We start from the raw sequence: 16064 nt of genomic DNA, 5'->3' as shown, positions 1-16064 counted from the left end.
CTGTTAAGCATTAGCGCGCCCTTCATTCGTCGGCTTACCGAGAGAACCGTCAGCCAGTTCCCCGAGCCGGAGCCGTACGACGACTCGCCCGCCGGGCGCGACGGCCCTGGTGTGGCTAGGCGAAGAGAGCGGTACATATGCGATGCATCGAGCCGCAAAAGTTTAAGATCGGCTCGTAATTTGAGCCGTATAGGGTATGATGCGGCTCATGACGACATCACGCTCCATCTCGCCATGGATCTGGCGGCGCCCTGATTGGCCCGAAGGGTCTCTCGCCTATGACGCCCGCGCGGTCGCGCTCGATCTGGCTGAAGCCTACCGTATGCACGGCATCTTGGAAGGCAAGGCAGCGGCTATTGGCATAGGTAGGACGAGCCAAGTCGCCTTGGATGCGCTGTCCGATGAAGTACTGGCTACTGCCGCCATCGAGGGCGAGCGCCTTTCGCTGGATGCGGTGCGCTCCTCCGTCATGAGGCGGCTGGGATTGTCCACGTCTGGCCCAATCAACCGCAGCGTCGATGGGCTTGTGGAAGTTATCAGTGACGCAACCACAGCTACTGATACGCCTTTGGACGAAGACCGTCTGTGCCGCTGGCAATCCGCGCTATTCCCCGGCGGTACGTCAGGCATCCAGCGAATCGCAGTGGGTCGCTATCGGGACCACACCGATCCTATGCAAATCGTTAGCGGCCAACCAGGCCGCGAGGTTGTCCACTACGAGGCGCCGCCGTCGAAGGACGTCCCCGAGCAGATGAAGCGCTTCCTCACCTGGTTCGCAGACACCTCGCCGGCGCGGGCCTCGTCGTTGCCAGCCGCCGGTGGAAAACCTAATGACGGCTTTGCTCGCGCCGCCATCGCCCACCTGTGGTTCGAGAGCATCCACCCGTTCGAGGACGGAAATGGGCGCATTGGTCGTGCTATCGTTGACATGGCGATGGCGCAGCACCTGCGGCAGCCAGTGCGGCTATACAGCCTTTCGCGGCAACTCCTTACTTTCCGATCAGCGTACTACGACGCATTGAACTCAGCGCAGCGCGGCGAAACCGACGTTACGGCATGGGTGCAGTGGTTCGCTCGTCAAATCACGGCCGCTTGCCATGCAGCCAGCCAGGTTATTGATCAAGCAATTGAGAAGAGGCAGTTTTGGGAGAAGCATGAAGGGAGTGGTCTTCACGACCGGCAGCGCAAAGTGCTGCAACGCCTTTTGGACGACGGTGACGGCGGCTTCTTGGGCGGTCTGAACGCTGAGAAGTACATGAAAATGACCGGCGTCTCAAAGGCGACGGCTACTCGCGATTTAAGCGAAATGGTCAAGGGTGGCCAACTGTGGAGCGAGGGCGTGGGCAAAGCGGTGCGCTATTACATCAGCGTGCCTGGCTGGGGGCATGTGTAGCGAAAGAGTCGGCGTAGGCCGGGCCAAATGCCGCAGCGGGTATCGCCGTTACCGAGGAGGACCGCGAGACTGCGGAATCCGAGCGGTCGCAAATACCGCGGTCGACGCGAGCGGCTACGTCGTGGTTGAGAAATCCGGCGACGCAGACCGGCAGTACATCGGTCCTATCGTGGCCGTATCGCCCCTGCATTTGACGGTGCAACGCAGGAGGCGGCTTCCGACCCTTTCCGGCCTGCCAGCATCGCCCTTATTTTGTCCGTTTTTGGGGGCAGATCGGTCATAGCGCAACGCGCAGTGCCAGTGTCGATCCGGTGATGTCTATTGGGGTCCGCTGGCATCGCTTCGAGAGTCCAAGCAGGACGAGACTATCGAAAGTCTTCTTGATTCGGACAGTCACTACTGTGGACAGTCAGGGCCGCTCCCGGGACCACGTTCCGAGGCCGCGTTCGCGATCGTTGGACTGATGTGTGCCAGAACTCGATGAAGCAACGATACTCGCCAGCTTTGCGCAAACGGCACCGATGTTGTCGGGGTGCACGTTTGTCGCGCTGAGTATCAAGCCACCTTGCGCCTGACTGCGGCGAAGGTACCAGGCAGAGAGGGCCGAAGGCGCGAGGCCGTGTGCGCGGGCGATGCCGACGATGACGCGGTCGTCGGCGGATTGTGGGAGCGGTGCGATTACTCCAAGGCCCGCCATCAGCGTGCCTGGCAAAAATTCGCTTACATGCGTTAGCGTGAGGCGCCGGCGTTCGGCGTAGAGAGCCTTCATCTGGCGCAGGTGCCGCAGGTAGTGCCCATCCCGCAGGAACTCCGTCACCGCCAATTGGGTTGTCCGGTTCGGCGCTGGGGCCAGCACGGCGGAGACCTCCACCAGGCGCTCCGTCGCTGAGCGTGGGGCGACGACGAACCCGAGGCCCAGCGCCGGGCTGATCGTCTTGCTGAACGCTCCGATGTAAACTACGTGTTCGGCCCCTTCGCCAGCCGCAAGGGCCGGTGCGGCTCGTCCGTCGAGCTGTATTTCTCCGAGATAGTCGTCCTCGATGATCCAGGCACCCCGTGCCGCCGCCCAGTCAAGCAGCGCGCGCCTTCGTTCAGGCGACATGGTCACGCCCAGCGGTGCATGCTGGCCCGGCGTGACCAGCGCCAGCAAGGCGTCTGGCGCGCTGGCAACGCCAGCTTCTACGCGCAACCCCTCGGCATCAACGGGTACGGGTACGACCTCGGCTCCAATCACCTCCAGCGCGCGTCTTCCCAGCGGATACCCTGGCTCCTCGAGCCACGCCTTGCGTCCATGCGCGCGCAGTGCGGTGAGTGCAAGCATCAGGCCCTGCCGGTATCCGCTGGTGACGATGATCTGGTCGGGATGACACTGCATCTGTCGGCTTACGGCTAGGTGGCTCGCGATCTGAGCCCGCAGGGCAGGTTCGCCGCGTGGATCGCCATAGGTCGTGTAAGCGATAGCATCGGCGCGTACGGCGCGCGTCCGCATGCGGGCCCAGAGTTTGGCGGGAAACGCGTCGTGGGCAGGAACGCCCATTTGGAACGGAAGCGGCGCGCTCGAAAATGGGCGGTTGAAATCCGCCAGAGGCCCGTCGAGCGAAGCTTTGCCGCCTGCTCTCCCGACGTCCAGCCGCGAGCATACGTGTGTGCCCGAAGAGCCTGCGCCGAACACCAGATTCTCGGCGATCAGACGGTCGTAGACCACGCGAATGGTGCCGCGGGCGACACCAAGCTGCGCAGCGAGGTCTCGACCGGAAGGAAGACGCTGTCCAGGTGCAAGCCGACCCTCGACGATTGCCTGTCGCAAGCTCGCATGGATCTGATCGCCGATCGGCATGGCAGTGGCACGGTCCACCAGGATGGACAGCGCAGCGGGCGAGTTCGGGTGAGTCATTTTGGGCCAGTCGTTTCTCCACTTTTTGGGCCTGTATCTTCAATGCCTGGCGGAGTAACTTTGCGTTATGACATGAATCGCGTCCCAAGTCGATAGGCGGCTCGGGCGCTCTGACCGCGACGCTAGACCCCATCACCAACAGAAAAGGACCGAGATGACCCGCTTGAACTGGCAAGAGATAGCGCCTGACGGCGCGAAGGCGCTTTTTGGTATCCACCACTACGTCACGAAGAAGACGGATCTCCCCGAGGAGCTTGTACACCTCGTGTTCCTCCGCGTCTCCCAGATCAACGGATGCGCGCATTGCATTGACATGCATAGTCGCGATCTCAGAAAGACCATGTCGGTCGACAAGATCACGCTGGTTCCGGTGTGGGATGAAGTACCGCACCTATTCGCCGAGCAAGAGCGGGCTGCATTGGCCTGGGCGGAGGAAGTGACGCGCGTCAGTGAGACGCATGCCTCAGACGAAGCCTATGCGGCCGCATCGGCAGCATTTTCGCCCAAGGACCTCGTTGATCTCACGATAACGATTGCCGCTATGAACGCATTCAATCGTCTCGGAGCCCCGTTTCGGCTTCCAGTTGCGGCAAAGGCGTAATCCAGGCACGCAATCCACCCGCATGCATTCAGCCGGTTAGCCCAGACAATTGAACACTGATCCTTCAACACTCCTTTGTCGATCGAGGAGCGCTCGAAGAGCAGGCCGCCATTTTCCGTTTCCAGTATCAGCCGATCCTCCGAATGAGAGCCGGATCTTTGGAGGAAGATCAGGCTAATCGATCGGATAAAACGGCTTCGACGATCCTATACCTTATTGTGAAAAGATTGCCGCATGCACAGCTCGTTTGAGCCGATAGAAACAGTAATGGTTGTTGATGATGAAGTTGCAGTTCGCATGGCGCTGTCGAGGTTGTTCCGGTCGGTCGATTTGCGCGTTCTGCTCTTCGCGTCTGCGGAAGAATTGCTCGCGACTTCGCCGCCGGAGGGGCCTTCTTGCCTTGTGCTGGATGTGCGATTGCAGGGAATCAGTGGTTTGGCCCTACAGTCGGTGTTGATGGAATCGAGACGCCCGTTGCCGATTGTCTTCATCTCTGGTATCGCTGACGTACCCATGGCCGTTGCGGCTATGAAGGCCGGCGCAGTTGATTTTATCGAAAAACCATTCCGTGATCAGCAGCTCTTGGAAGCCGTCCATCAAGCGCTAAGAATCGACATCGATAGGTACAAGAAGAACCGGGCATCGGAAGAACTACGAAGGAAGTACTTATCCCTCACGCCCCGCGAGAAAGACGTCATGGAATTAATCACTCGGGGCTTGTTGAATAAGCAAGCTGCGGATCACCTCGGGTTGAGCATCGTTACGGTAAAGATCTATCGGCGCGGGGTGATGCGAAAGATGACCGCTAGTTCGTTTGCCGACCTAGTACGTATGAAGGACCTTGTCGAACAGGGCACGCTTCTTCGTTATGTTCCAGACGATATCCGTCTCGTTCTTGCCGACGAACATGAGCCTGTGCGTAATCTGCTGCAGAGAAGCGGTTTGGAAGCTGCAGAGTCGCGCTAGTGGGAATCAGGCCAGCAAAGAACCAAGTCTCGACTGCTGCCTGTGCCAAAGCAGCCATTCGTTCGGCGATGGGCAATGGCCGCTTCTGGCCGATAGCGGCCCGTCGGGACGGGGCCGCCTAATCAACGCAACTGACGTTAGGCAAACCGGATTGGGCCCTCGCCGATAGCAAGGCCGCGCTCTTGGGAGCAGACGGGAAGGTGGCGGCAGCGAGCGCCTTCAGTATCTCGCGTGCGAAGCTGTATAAGGTGCTCGCGAAATCGGAAGCGTGAGCATGCTCAGCCTATTTCCGCAGAAACACGCCTGATTTCTAGCGTGTGTCTGGGGTGGGGCGCCGGCGCCTGGATAACCAGAGCGTCAGGTCTTGCGATGAGTTCGCTATAGGGAAGCCGATCCTAAGGGAGGCGATATGCCTTCTCCGAAGCGCGAATCGCCGCGCCGAGCGCGCGCAATGCCCCGCGTGCGCCTTCATCGGTGACGTGTGCATGCAGCACGACGGCACGTGTAGGCAGGGCAGGCAGGGCGAACCGAGGACCGACATCGATCGTGTCGGCAGGCGCGACACGGCGGCCCAGCGCGGCGGTCGCCAGCCCCGCGGACACTGCTGCGCCGATTGTCCCTACGCCACCACCCACGAATACCTCATTCCAGGGTAGCCCGGCCGCGTCCAGGACATCGATTGCCATGCTGCGCACACTGCAGGGCGCCGCCTGCGTGGCAAGTTTGAGTGGCTCTCCAGGTTGATGGTGAAAATCGGGTGCAGCCATCCATCCGAAGCTTTCCTCATGGATGATTTCGCCGTCGAGGCGGCGGCTGTCGTGGCGTAGCACGATCGCGGCGTCCATGTCGTTGCGATCGAAGAGTTCGAGGATTTCGCGCGAGGGAGCGACGCGAATCTCCAGCGTGAGACCGGGCCGTCCCTCACTGACGCGTCGTAACAGGGCCGGCAACTCGGGGCCGACGATATGGTGACTGACGCCAATGACGAGCCGCCGCTGCGTCCTGCCGAAAGCCTCGAGTGCACCCGCGTGCGCGGCAAGCAACGCCTTTGCCGCAGGCAAGAACAATTCACCATCGAACGACAGCCGGACCTGCCGCGGCGTGCGCTCGAGCAGCCTCCGGCCGAGACTTTTTTCGAGCTTGCCGATCTTCAGGCTGACAGCGGACTGCGTGCTGTCCATGGCTTCCGCCGCGCGCGTGAAACTGTTGAGTTCCGCAGTCAGGACGAAGGCGTGTACCGCATCGATGTCGAGGGTCTTCATGGTCTGACATTGTGAAATCGAATCATTGAAATACTAATCCATCTCTTTTCACAATGGTTGGTGAGCAGCTACGCTTGGACCCACTTCTTCAACTGGAGCCAACGATGCTTATCGCCCATTACGCCCACCGTCTGCCTGCCAACTTCGACACTGTTGCAATCCGTGCTCGCGCGCAAACGCGCGGGACGCTGTGGGACGATGCCAAACGTCTTTACTTCAAGGGCTTCCTGTTGCGAGAGGCTGGCCGGTACGGTGCCACTGCCAACGACTACTCCTCGCTATATCTGTGGCGCGATGGCGCGGGATTCCGGGATTTTCTCGTTGGCGGCCACTACCGCAACGTCACGGACAGCTTCGGCCGCGCGGAGATCGACACGCGTGTGGTGCTCGACGCGCGTCGCGGGCTTGCCACCACCGCGCGCTTTGCCTACAAGGAAGAGCGCGACATCCCCGTGGATGCGGACCTGACCGCCACGCTGGCTGCAGAGATCGAACGCAACCGCGAGATCGCGAGGCAAGAGGACACCGTGGTGGCGGCGGTCGGGGTCGACGCGGCGCGCTGGCGGATCACGCGCATTCTGCTATCCACTGGCGAGGCGGGGGAGGTGGGCGAGGAAGGTGAGACGAGCGCGCCGGGGGCGGACTCGCGAGCAGCAGGCAATATCACGGCGTATCAAGTGCTCTACCTTGCCGCGCCCGAACTTGACGAGCTACCCGCCGTGGATGCGTGATGGCAACGCGCCGGCATCTATCGCACCTATCGCGCGCACGGCACGTATTGCCCGACGCATGGGTGCTCACCGCTCACGTGGCCGGCATTGGCCTGACGATAGCCATAACAGTTGCTCTCACGGCCGTGCTCGCAATGGTGGGAAGACTGGTGGCGGCATAGCATCGCAGTGGATAGATCCGACTCCCGACTCCCGACGCGTGACAAAGCGGCACTCTGGTCAGCGAGCGTCCCGTTTCACCACCAGAGGGCGATAGCGTACCCATTTCTGCGTAAGCGGGCGCGAAGATTCGCCCCCGACAAATGCGGGATCGAGGGTGACGCCAGCGTCAATGCGCGGGTTCCGTCTCGCGTCGTAGTTCGCTGGCGAGTTCGCGGCGATAGTCCAACGTTGACTGCCACGCCTGCTCATTGCCGTGGTGCAATAATCGCGTGGTCTCGATGTCCGCGGCGAAACTTGCAAAGAATGCCCCGTAGTGCGAGGCCGGTGCTGGACTGGGCGTCAATGGCTGGCGCACGGGATCCGGCAGCCTGTCTGCAGTCTGCTCCAGCACGCGCAAGACCTCGCGCAGCGAATGGCCCCCATCGCGCATCACCATCGTTGCCAGGCCCAGGATCATATGCTTGATGTCCAGGCACCTCACGGCATTCGCGGTGGCCGGGTGTTGCAAGGCATCGGCCAGAAAATGCAGCAGGAGGTTGGTCGTTCCGGACGACCCCCAGATACTCGGACGCCCGGTCCTCAGCGCCGCATCGATAGCGGGCGTGCGCGCGTCAAAGTCGATCACGCTCGAGAGCACGCCACGTACGTCGTCTTCCTCGTCGTAGTTCATGAAATTCGGGGAGATCTGATGCCGCATCAGCATCCCCACGTCTGGCCCCTGCTGATAAGCGTCTTTCGGAAATTTATCTTCGCCGCGCTCGTCGAGCAGCAGATCGTAGTTCGTGTCCGCGGCCGCCTTCCAGGTTGCGATATCCGGTGCCACCTCTTGTATTGCCGCCAGCAGGCGGCATACGACCAGATAGGTGGCCATGCAGGATGCGCCGTCGTGGGCAGACGTATTCAGAAAAGCCTTCAACACCGAGGCGCGATCGGGGTACTCCAGCAGTTGTGCGCTGGCGGGATCGGCGGCGAGCCAGCTACCGGGATAGGCCGACTGGATGCGGTTGACAGTGTCCTGCGTGATGGACCGTTGCTGTGCGGGCGTGCACCTTGCGTGTACCGTCGACAGAAGCCGGCGCACGGTGGTCGCGGCACTCAGCATCCCCTGCGAGGGCTTCTCGGCCAATACCTCCGCGAAAGCAGTTTCCCATTTCCGGCCGTAGACATTGTCGTTGAGACGAGTCGGTGCGGGCCCTGTGGCACCGTGCGACTGAAGTCCCGCAACCTTGTCGCCAATCGCCGCTGCGGCCCTTTGGAGCAATGGGTGCGGTATCGCCAGCAGACGCTGTTGCAGCACCGTCAGAAATGCCACGGTGGATGTCGTATCAAGACGGTCAGTCAACCAGTGACTCATCGCTTGCTGACCCAACCAGATGAAGTGCGCCCTGAGCGCAGACATATCGGGGCACAGCCTCGCGCTTTGATCCGCCATGTCGACCAGCCATGCGATCGCCTCGGTCGGCGTAGGCTTTGCCGACGGTGCGTCGACGGCATCGCGTTGCGTGGAGAGGCGACGATCCTGCGCCAACATCGGAATGTTGTTCAGCAAACCGACCGCACTGCTGGCCGTCAGCGGTTCTTCGGCAAAATCCGACTTCAGGTCGTCCCTTTGCTGCGGTGGCAGCCCGGTTCCCACTCCCTCCAACTGGTGCCAGGCATGATCGAACAACTGCATCAACGCCTGCTGCGCAAGCGCTTCATCTGCGCCGGGTGTCCTGATCAGCCGGCTGGTCAGGACAATTTCGCCATGGCCGACGGATTGCGCGGACAGATAGCTGCCGGGCGCCGCCTTGTCCAGAAACGGTAACAGCATGCCTCTGTTCTCGGCAGTGAGCGGCATCCGCAGCGTTACGGTGGGTGGGGTGTCATACAGGGCGAGCCGGTCTCTTATTCTCCCTGCAAGCGCCTTCACATCCATGGCATCGAGCGGGTCGTTGGCACGCCGGAAGATGTCGGCATCCTGCTCCGGAAACAGGATGCCGGGCGCATTGATATCCGCGTCGGGCAACGCAAGGATCGCGTCGATGATCACGGATTTGAGAAGTTCCCTAGCGTCCTTTGCGCCAGTATCGGGCGCCGCGTCGGGCCCGTCATCATCCCCCGTGGGCGGAGCCCAGGCGAGCCGTTGCCCGGCTGGAGTAGTGGTCAGGACCAGGCAGTGCGACAGCGATGGCGGCTCTTCTAATTCGCCCAATTGTTCGAGCACACGGCCCCAGCCACCGTCATTGGACGGTTCGCTGATTTCCATTGTGTTTTGCGCGGGCGGCTGAGGCACCGGATTGCCGGGTAGTTGCCGGCGCGCAGGCCGTGAATGAGGTATGCCTGCGGAGGGCGTCGGGCGCGGCACGGACGAGCTCGGCATGCCCGGCGGGCGGGAGCCTCCCGCCCCTTGTCCCCAACGCCGCCGCGCGGAGGTGCTCGGCGTCGCGGGCGTCGACGAGTCCGGCGTGGCATAGGCATCGCTGGCAGATTTGGAGGTGACTTTGGGCATCATGGATCCGGCGACAAGTAGTCCAAACGTCGGCCATGGTCTGCCTTACCCCCCAACCCGTGCGGCGATAATGCGAAGATCGGTTCGTATGGGCGAAGTCCGGTGCGACACGGCTCGACCCTGTGCGGCTTACGGTGAGGTTCGTCCGGCATGACATCGATGCTCCTGACCATGGCTTAGGAAGGCATGCGCATGCAGAGCTTTTACCGCCGTGCCGTGGTGAAGGGACTCACGTATGCCTCCGACACCTGGTTGGAAGAGGGCGCCGCTATGATGATGGAGGATTTCGCGAGCCAGTCGACCGATTCGACCTACAACGCCATTCGTGACATTCGCGGCCGCGCGTGCGCGTATCTTGCTCGCAACGTTGTAATTGGGTATTCTCTCTGTAGCTACTGCGTCTCAGACGCATCGACCCTGCACCGCAAGGTGCCAGCTTCTGCACTACATTGACCCACCGGCATTGCCTGGTAGTTCAATCCTCCACCCCATCGGGAACCACGTTCCCGGTGCGGCAACGGGTTCCCCTTTTCCGTCTCGGAGAACCCACAAATGCAACAAACCAATACCACCGCTCCGCTGCGCAAGATTCGTCGTCGCGCCAATCCGCGTACTTATCGCAACCCAGCGGAGTTCGCGGAACTCCGTGCTTCCGTCAAACGCCACGGCGTCATCCAACCGATTCTCGTGCGCCCCATCGAGCCTGATGGCGAGTACGAGTTCGAGGAAGTCGCAGGCGAGGGCCGTTATCTCGCCGCGTATGAGGAACATGGCCGGGACTATGAGATGCCTATCTTCATCAAGGACATCGATGACGATACGGCGGACACGCTTGCGGGCGTCGAGAACGTCCAACGTGCTGATATGCCGCCGGCGGATGAAGCCGTCTGGGCTTCCAACCTCGTCGGCCGAGCAAAAGGCGATCGTGACGAAGCGGCGCGCGTCGCTGGCTGGTCACGAAGCACTCTCGATAAGCGGCTTGCGCTGATGAACTGCAGCCCGCTCGTGCGAGAAGCACTCACACACCAGAAAATCCAACTCGGTCATGCAGAACTGCTTGCCACGCTCGAGAAGGAAAAGCAGGACAAGTTCCTGCCCGTGATCATCGATGAGAAAAAATCGATTGTCGAGTTGAAGAAGACTATTGAAGCCGCCGCGTGCAGTCTCGAGAAGGCCATCTTCGACAAGGCGCAGTGCGCAACCTGCCAGCACAATTCCTCGCTGCAGACGGAGATGTTTGGTGAGGCGATCGCGACGGGGAACTGCACCAATCGCGCCTGCTACATCGAGAAGTCCGACCGCAAGCTCGAAGGCATCGCCTACGGGCTCAAGGACGAGTATCAGGTCGTCCGCATCATTCGCCCCGGCGACAACGAGACCCGCATTCAATTGCAGGTTGACGGTCCCACCGGTGTGGGCGAGGAACAGGCGAAAGCCTGTCACGGTTGCCAGAACTTCGGCGCTGCCGTTAGTGGTCTTCCGGGGTACCTAGGCAAGGTCTACAGTGGCCAGTGCTTCGATACCGCCTGCAATGCGGAAAAGGTTGCCATACGCCTCAAGGCTGACCGTGACGCGAAAGCGGCCGAGGAGAAGCCTCCTGCAAGCGCAGCTGGCGCTGGCAAGTCTGCGCCCGCCAAGGGCGGCGACAGGGCCTCGGCACCTGCTGAGAAGGCCGTTACGTCAATCAGCGAGTCGGAGAAGGTCAAGAACTACCGGACCGATCTCTGGCGCAAGGCGCTGCGCAAGGAAGTCGCGCAGAACGCCGAGCAGGCCAATGCGTATCTGATCTCGATTGCCCTGAATGGTCTCGCGCGCAACATCGATGGGGACAAGATGGGCAAGATCTTCGAGAAGGTAACGGAGCAAAAGGCGTCCACGACGTTGCAAGGCTGCCTGACGGCAGTGCAGGGGATCGATGCGGGCAAGCGCCAGCTGCTGACCATCGCGCTCACCGTAGCGGCGATCGACGGCATGGAGGTGTCGAACCTCCGTGAGCTGTGCCGCCATCACAAGCTCGATCTCAAGCTGCACTGGAACCTGCAGAAGTCGCAGGACTTCCTGGAGATGCTCACCAAGTCCGAGATGAAGGTACTGGCGGACGAACTGGGCATTCGCAAGACGCTTGGCGATGGTTTTGCCAAGCTGTTCAACAAGTCGAAGCCTGAAGTGGTCGCCGGTCTTTTGGCGGTCGATGGCTTCGATTACACCGGCAAGGTGCCCAAGGTTCTGGGCTTCTGAACGCAATCATTCATTGTCTATCAGAGGGCGCCGATGGCGCCCTCTGTCATTCCATTTCCCCAAAAGGATTCACCATGTTCACTGAATTGGTACCGCTCGTGCGCGCGAGTGACAAAGTCGTCATCACGCTCACGATGCAGGGCGACACCATGTCCGCTGTCGTGCTTCCTGTCATCAAGAATGCCGCAGATGCTGCGCTGACCACGCCCCTGGCGTTGTCGGCCACGCCGGCGGAACTGGATGCGGAGTTCGCGGCCACCGTTGCGGGTGTCACTGCATCGCATTGCTCGCTCGCAGAGCAGGCCGAGGCAACGAAGTCGATCCTCGACGCGGCCAAGACCACGCAGTCGTCCAAGGCGACGAAGGCGCTGGCCAAGGCGGCGTTGCCGTCGGCGTCGAACGATGACGCCGACGCGGGCAACGATATGGGAGGCGACGCCCCTTCGAACGCCGAAGCGCAGACCGAGTCTGGCGCCGCGCCGAACGCGCCGGCGTCCTCGGGTACCGACCTCGCATCGCTCTTGTAAGGAGACCGCCATGGCGCTCGAAGTCATCAAGCTGCTCCGTCAGTTTTCTTACAACGGCATGACGTTCATGGACCCCGGTCCTGCTTTCACGCCAGTCCAGGTCCGCGATATCTATTCGGCCCAGTACCCCGAACTCACTACTGCTGCTGTGGAAGGTCCGGACGTTTCCGACAACCTCGCTCGCTTCACCTTCGTTCGCGCCGCCGGCGCCAAGGGCGTGTGGCATGCGCAAAACTGACCTTATGAAAGCGCTGGCTACCGGCCAGTTCGAATCCACCGCGGAGCCGCCCGAAAGGGCGGCTTTTTTACACTCAGACGAGACTCAAGAATGCTGTTCGATCCTCAGTCGGTTGTTCAATCGTTCACTGCAGAACGACCCGCATGGTCGTCTGCGCAACAGCATCCCGTTGCCCGACGTCGATCTGCCCATGATTTTCTGACGATTCCGTCAATCCCACACTCGGTCCCCATGAGGGGCCAAGTGCGCGCGGCTCAAGCCGAGGATCTGAGTGAACTGGTGCGTCAGCATTTCCGCATCAACGCGCTCTCTGCCGCCGACGTATCGAACCCCAAAAGCGCGATCGAGGCGTTCGCACAGGCTTTCACGGCCTGGGTGACTCGTCGGTTCCCAAGCACGAAGATCCTTTCTTTCAATCTTCGTTTGGTGGATCGCGCGTTCGCCGAGCACGAGGTTTGCGAGTTTGGCTGGCACACCGATGTCATCTCGCCCTTGTATCTGGCGATCGAGCTGGAGAATGACAATCTGCACGTGATTGGCGAGCAGCGTGCAAACGCGCTACGTCGGCTGCACCCGTCGCTGCTGTATACGGCAATGACAGGTATCACAGAAGCTTCCGCTCGCTCGTTGCACATGCGTACCCCCGACGAGTTCCTGAACATGTTATCCCGGTGGTACTGGGACGGCGAGATTCTCGACGACAAGGGCGCGAGGGAAGCGCTGAAGGAACGATACTCCGAGGATGACGAGGATATTCAGCGCTATCTGCCATCGGTCGTGCGACCACAACTCGCGCCCGATGATCTGCTTCCGCAATGGATGCGTGCAGACAAGTCGCTGAGGCTGAGCGTACTCGGGCCGCGAGCGGTCCGATCGCTCGGCGAAACCGCAAAGGGTTGGCGGCGGGATTTTTGCTACGCCCTCGCGGATCTCCAGCTCGCTCTACGGCGCATGGGAGACGCTTCGCTCTTGCACGGTTCGCAATGGGCGGAGCCCGCCTATGTGGGTGCATCGATCGCCTATCAGGCGGGTGACTACGTCGGTGATCTCATTGACGCCCACTTCCAGTGCTGCAACGAAGGCGGCTACACCGATTTCCAATGCTTCATTCCCCTTGCTGACACACCGGCAGCCATCCGCAAGCAGTATGCGCTGATGGACCAGACACTTTCGCTCATCACGCTACTGGATCGCGCACTCGCTGAGCTATTTCGATAGGAGGCCCTATGGGCAAGATTCTTTCTGGCGGCAAACAACCGCAAGACGTGGCCCTGCAAGGGGCCATATTGCTTTATGGCGTCGGCGCCGGCGAGTTCAGCTACGCCACGGCGCACCGTATCGAAGTCGGCGCGGATGACCGCCCTGTCATCGGCGCCGGAACACCCCTGAATCGGCGAGCGTTGATTGAGGTGGTGCGACAGGTTGCCGAGGCCTCGCTCCCCAAGGGCGAGTTTCTGACGCCAAACGTCCTTTCCATCACCGCGACCGCGGTGACGTGGTGGTGCCCGCCGTGCCACCGCCGCGTGTTCTTCGCATGCAAGGAGCTGGGCGAGCGCAACGCTGTGGTACCGCATCCCGGCCTCGTCTTTCAGGCATCGAGCGACGGCTTTAGCGTCTTCGCTTTGCATGGCGATGAGAGGCCAGAGCCTGGGGACGTCCTGCATGAGCCGCCGTACTTCAACACATGGGACTTCGGAGCAGTGTGCATTGGGAGCGCCCGCGTTCCCAAACAGATCGATGTTTCGTCCATTGCTGGCTGGGAGGCCGGGTTCTTCAACTCGGCATTTACCCATCCGAATCACGGCAGCAAGCGGCTGAACTACGAGCGCGGTGCTTTTGCTTTCTGGAAGGACATGCTCGATGGTCGCTTTACCGACTATCCGAAGGAGGTCCTTCTTCCCATGAATTGCACGCTGGCCGACTTGATCGCCGGCAAACTGGAGAAGTAATGATGCATCCTGCTGACCTGGCACTACAGCAGTCCTTTCCCACGGTCATGGTGCCGCGCTTCAGTGCGCTGGCCCCACTGGAAATGGCAGGCGAGCGTTTGCTCATCGCGGCAAATGGCGTGTTCCTCGAGATCGTGCGACCCTGGTTGCGCGTGGTCCGGCGCATGGGCGCGTTCCAGCATTCGACGGCGCTTCCCTACGGGGACGCGACGGAGGCCACGGAGCTGCGATGCGGGCGCGTTCCGGCGCAGCTGATCGGAGAGTTCGCCGCAATGGCGCGTAGCGCGCATCCGGTGGAAACGGGGGCTTGGATCGTCTGGAACGCCGCTTCCGCGTCTTTCAGGCTGATCCCGGTGCGTATCCTCGAGCAGAGCAGCAGTCATCTCAACTACGATCGTCCGCGGCTTGCCGACGGCGAAGTGCTAGTCGTCGACTGCCACTCGCATGGACGCTACGGCGCAGGCTTCTCGAGCAAGGACGATGCTGATGACCGGTACGATGTGAAGTTCGCATTCGTGGTCGGTCACTGTGGCAGCGCGACGTTGTCGATGGCGCTGCGGCTTTGCGCGAAGGGGATTTTCGAGAAAGTGGAGACGATTCCGGCGCAGTGGTATGACGCAACTTGTCTGGAGGAGCAGGCATGACCTTCGAGCATCGCATCCCTGCGGAAATGACCGCCCGCGCCTGGGAAGTCCTTGTGGTCGGCGCCGGCGGCACCGGCAGTGCATTGCTGCCAAGCCTCGCGCGTCTGCATCACGCCATGATTGAGCTCGGCCATCCGGGTGGTATCCACTGTACGGTCTTCGACGACGATATAGTCAGCAAAACGAATGTGGGTCGTCAGGGCTTTTATCCGGTGGACGTCGGGCAGTACAAGGCCCCGTTGATCGTCAATCGTTTGAACAATCTCATGGGGACGCGCTGGGAAGCGCGAACGCGTCGGATCGGGGAGGGCGATCGCTTTGCCTGCGACATGGTGATTGGTTGCGTCGATACGCGGGCTGCCCGCAAGGCAATCGTTGGCGCGATGAGACGCGGCACGGGTGGCTATTACCTCGACTGCGGTAACGAGGCTCACGCCGGTCAAGTCATTCTTGGGCAGGTATCGCGCAGGCGAGTCCCACGGTTACCGCACGTTGGTGACCTGTATCCGCAACTGCTAGACCCGAAGAAGGACAAGGTCGATACCGCGCCGTCGTGTTCGATGGCAGATGCGCTGCAAAAGCAGTCGCTGGTCATCAATATGGCGATCGCGGTGCAGGCGTACAACCTCCTATGGACCCTGTTTCGCACCGGTACGCTGCAGTACTGCGGTGCATTCGTTAACCTTTCAACAGGAAGAACAAGCCCGCTGCTCGTCGATCCTGCGACGTGGGCGCGTTTCGGCTACAAGCCGATCGTTCCCAAAGCCCGCGTCAGGCGCCCGTGCCAGTCCATTTGATCAGCCATTCCCGATTCGTCGGGAATGGCTTTCTTCTTTTATGGGGCCGTTGCGGTGGCGTATGCCTGGCTGCTAAGATGCCGGCACACCTCGCGCTCTAGGCGCATCGACTCGTGGCTGTCGCCACACCTCTTTTCATCCCGTTGGGGCACCTGCCCTGACGGAGTGCTC

16 protein-coding genes are annotated in these 16064 nt (G+C 61.1%); 13 read left to right on the top strand and 3 right to left on the bottom strand.

What is annotated here, in order from left to right:
* Positions 1 to 208: 208 nt before the first annotated feature.
* Positions 209 to 1393 (top strand): Fic family protein, encoded by a 1185-nt coding sequence (locus LDO41_RS30635; protein ID WP_223995120.1) that lies wholly within the window; start codon positions 209 to 211, stop codon positions 1391 to 1393.
* A 409-nt stretch (positions 1394 to 1802) separates the two neighbouring features.
* Here LDO41_RS30635 and pdxR read toward each other — a convergent pair whose 3' ends face one another.
* On the bottom strand, positions 1803 to 3287 hold the full coding sequence (gene pdxR / locus LDO41_RS30630) for a MocR-like pyridoxine biosynthesis transcription factor PdxR (RefSeq protein ID WP_223995118.1): 1485 nt from the start codon (positions 3285 to 3287) through the stop codon (positions 1803 to 1805).
* A 154-nt stretch (positions 3288 to 3441) separates the two neighbouring features.
* On the opposite strand from pdxR, the gene LDO41_RS30625 reads away from it, so the two are divergent.
* Both LDO41_RS30625 and LDO41_RS30620 read left to right on the top strand, forming a co-directional pair.
* The gene (locus tag LDO41_RS30625; protein ID WP_109584440.1) at positions 3442 to 3888 is read left to right on the top strand and encodes a carboxymuconolactone decarboxylase family protein; all 447 of its coding nucleotides are present in this window, start codon (positions 3442 to 3444) and stop codon (positions 3886 to 3888) included.
* Between the two features lie 234 nt (positions 3889 to 4122).
* Positions 4123 to 4854, top strand: a complete 732-nt coding sequence (locus LDO41_RS30620; RefSeq protein ID WP_223995116.1) for a response regulator transcription factor — start codon at positions 4123 to 4125, stop codon at positions 4852 to 4854.
* 395 nt (positions 4855 to 5249) lie between these two features.
* Here LDO41_RS30620 and LDO41_RS30615 read toward each other — a convergent pair whose 3' ends face one another.
* Positions 5250 to 6116 (bottom strand): LysR family transcriptional regulator, encoded by an 867-nt coding sequence (locus LDO41_RS30615; RefSeq protein ID WP_223995114.1) that lies wholly within the window; start codon positions 6114 to 6116, stop codon positions 5250 to 5252.
* 104 nt (positions 6117 to 6220) lie between these two features.
* Here LDO41_RS30615 and LDO41_RS30610 point away from each other — a divergent pair, with 104 nt between their 5' ends.
* Entirely contained in the window at positions 6221 to 6847 is a 627-nt protein-coding gene (locus tag LDO41_RS30610) for a DUF4865 family protein (protein WP_223995112.1), read from the top strand.
* A gap of 328 nt (positions 6848 to 7175) precedes the next feature.
* Here the strand turns inward: LDO41_RS30610 and LDO41_RS30605 are convergent, their stop codons facing one another.
* Positions 7176 to 9257, bottom strand: coding sequence for a hypothetical protein (locus tag LDO41_RS30605; RefSeq protein ID WP_223995110.1), 2082 nt, complete (start codon positions 9255 to 9257; stop codon positions 7176 to 7178).
* A gap of 435 nt (positions 9258 to 9692) precedes the next feature.
* Between LDO41_RS30605 and LDO41_RS30600 the strand changes: the two genes are divergently transcribed.
* The 9 genes from LDO41_RS30600 to LDO41_RS30560 all read left to right on the top strand — a co-directional run bounded on the left by LDO41_RS30600 (position 9693) and on the right by LDO41_RS30560 (position 15893).
* Positions 9693 to 9953: a M30 family zinc metallopeptidase gene (locus tag LDO41_RS30600; RefSeq protein ID WP_253074816.1), complete on the top strand. Its 261-nt coding sequence runs from the start codon at positions 9693 to 9695 to the stop codon at positions 9951 to 9953.
* 99 nt (positions 9954 to 10052) lie between these two features.
* Positions 10053 to 11738, top strand: coding sequence for a PRTRC system ParB family protein (locus LDO41_RS30595; protein WP_223995106.1), 1686 nt, complete (start codon positions 10053 to 10055; stop codon positions 11736 to 11738).
* A gap of 74 nt (positions 11739 to 11812) precedes the next feature.
* The gene (locus LDO41_RS30590; protein ID WP_223995104.1) at positions 11813 to 12265 is read left to right on the top strand and encodes a PRTRC system protein E; all 453 of its coding nucleotides are present in this window, start codon (positions 11813 to 11815) and stop codon (positions 12263 to 12265) included.
* 10 nt (positions 12266 to 12275) lie between these two features.
* Positions 12276 to 12503, top strand: coding sequence for a PRTRC system protein C (locus LDO41_RS30585; RefSeq protein WP_223995103.1), 228 nt, complete (start codon positions 12276 to 12278; stop codon positions 12501 to 12503).
* The gene (locus LDO41_RS30580; protein ID WP_223995102.1) at positions 12490 to 12705 is read left to right on the top strand and encodes a hypothetical protein; all 216 of its coding nucleotides are present in this window, start codon (positions 12490 to 12492) and stop codon (positions 12703 to 12705) included. Before LDO41_RS30585 ends, LDO41_RS30580 begins: the two co-directional genes overlap by 14 nt.
* A gap of 41 nt (positions 12706 to 12746) precedes the next feature.
* The gene (locus LDO41_RS30575) at positions 12747 to 13721 is read left to right on the top strand and encodes a PRTRC system protein F (RefSeq protein ID WP_253074815.1); all 975 of its coding nucleotides are present in this window, start codon (positions 12747 to 12749) and stop codon (positions 13719 to 13721) included.
* A gap of 8 nt (positions 13722 to 13729) precedes the next feature.
* Complete coding sequence (locus LDO41_RS30570; protein WP_223995101.1) at positions 13730 to 14452, top strand: PRTRC system protein B; 723 nt, start codon at positions 13730 to 13732, stop codon at positions 14450 to 14452.
* 2 nt (positions 14453 to 14454) lie between these two features.
* On the top strand, positions 14455 to 15096 hold the full coding sequence (locus LDO41_RS30565; protein ID WP_223995187.1) for a PRTRC system protein A: 642 nt from the start codon (positions 14455 to 14457) through the stop codon (positions 15094 to 15096).
* Complete coding sequence (locus LDO41_RS30560; RefSeq protein ID WP_223995100.1) at positions 15093 to 15893, top strand: PRTRC system ThiF family protein; 801 nt, start codon at positions 15093 to 15095, stop codon at positions 15891 to 15893. Before LDO41_RS30565 ends, LDO41_RS30560 begins: the two co-directional genes overlap by 4 nt.
* The last annotated feature ends 171 nt before the right edge of the window (positions 15894 to 16064 follow it).

Source organism: Cupriavidus pampae, from assembly GCF_914271485.1.
Classification (GTDB): domain Bacteria; phylum Pseudomonadota; class Gammaproteobacteria; order Burkholderiales; family Burkholderiaceae; genus Cupriavidus; species Cupriavidus pampae.
This window is presented reverse-complemented; position numbering and strand designations above follow the sequence as displayed.

What these genes read in the sequence shown, in the direction of transcription:
- LDO41_RS30635 (WP_223995120.1), top strand. Translation starts at nt 209, where the DNA reads ATGACGACATCACGCTCCATCTCGCCATGGATCTGGCGGCGCCCTGAT.
- pdxR (WP_223995118.1), bottom strand. Translation starts at nt 3,287, where the DNA reads ATGACTCACCCGAACTCGCCCGCTGCGCTGTCCATCCTGGTGGACCGT.
- LDO41_RS30625 (WP_109584440.1), top strand. Translation starts at nt 3,442, where the DNA reads ATGACCCGCTTGAACTGGCAAGAGATAGCGCCTGACGGCGCGAAGGCG.
- LDO41_RS30620 (WP_223995116.1), top strand. Translation starts at nt 4,123, where the DNA reads ATGCACAGCTCGTTTGAGCCGATAGAAACAGTAATGGTTGTTGATGAT.
- LDO41_RS30615 (WP_223995114.1), bottom strand. Translation starts at nt 6,116, where the DNA reads ATGAAGACCCTCGACATCGATGCGGTACACGCCTTCGTCCTGACTGCG.
- LDO41_RS30610 (WP_223995112.1), top strand. Translation starts at nt 6,221, where the DNA reads ATGCTTATCGCCCATTACGCCCACCGTCTGCCTGCCAACTTCGACACT.
- LDO41_RS30605 (WP_223995110.1), bottom strand. Translation starts at nt 9,257, where the DNA reads ATGGAAATCAGCGAACCGTCCAATGACGGTGGCTGGGGCCGTGTGCTC.
- LDO41_RS30600 (WP_253074816.1), top strand. Translation starts at nt 9,693, where the DNA reads ATGCAGAGCTTTTACCGCCGTGCCGTGGTGAAGGGACTCACGTATGCC.
- LDO41_RS30595 (WP_223995106.1), top strand. Translation starts at nt 10,053, where the DNA reads ATGCAACAAACCAATACCACCGCTCCGCTGCGCAAGATTCGTCGTCGC.
- LDO41_RS30590 (WP_223995104.1), top strand. Translation starts at nt 11,813, where the DNA reads ATGTTCACTGAATTGGTACCGCTCGTGCGCGCGAGTGACAAAGTCGTC.
- LDO41_RS30585 (WP_223995103.1), top strand. Translation starts at nt 12,276, where the DNA reads ATGGCGCTCGAAGTCATCAAGCTGCTCCGTCAGTTTTCTTACAACGGC.
- LDO41_RS30580 (WP_223995102.1), top strand. Translation starts at nt 12,490, where the DNA reads ATGCGCAAAACTGACCTTATGAAAGCGCTGGCTACCGGCCAGTTCGAA.
- LDO41_RS30570 (WP_223995101.1), top strand. Translation starts at nt 13,730, where the DNA reads ATGGGCAAGATTCTTTCTGGCGGCAAACAACCGCAAGACGTGGCCCTG.
- LDO41_RS30565 (WP_223995187.1), top strand. Translation starts at nt 14,455, where the DNA reads ATGCATCCTGCTGACCTGGCACTACAGCAGTCCTTTCCCACGGTCATG.
- LDO41_RS30560 (WP_223995100.1), top strand. Translation starts at nt 15,093, where the DNA reads ATGACCTTCGAGCATCGCATCCCTGCGGAAATGACCGCCCGCGCCTGG.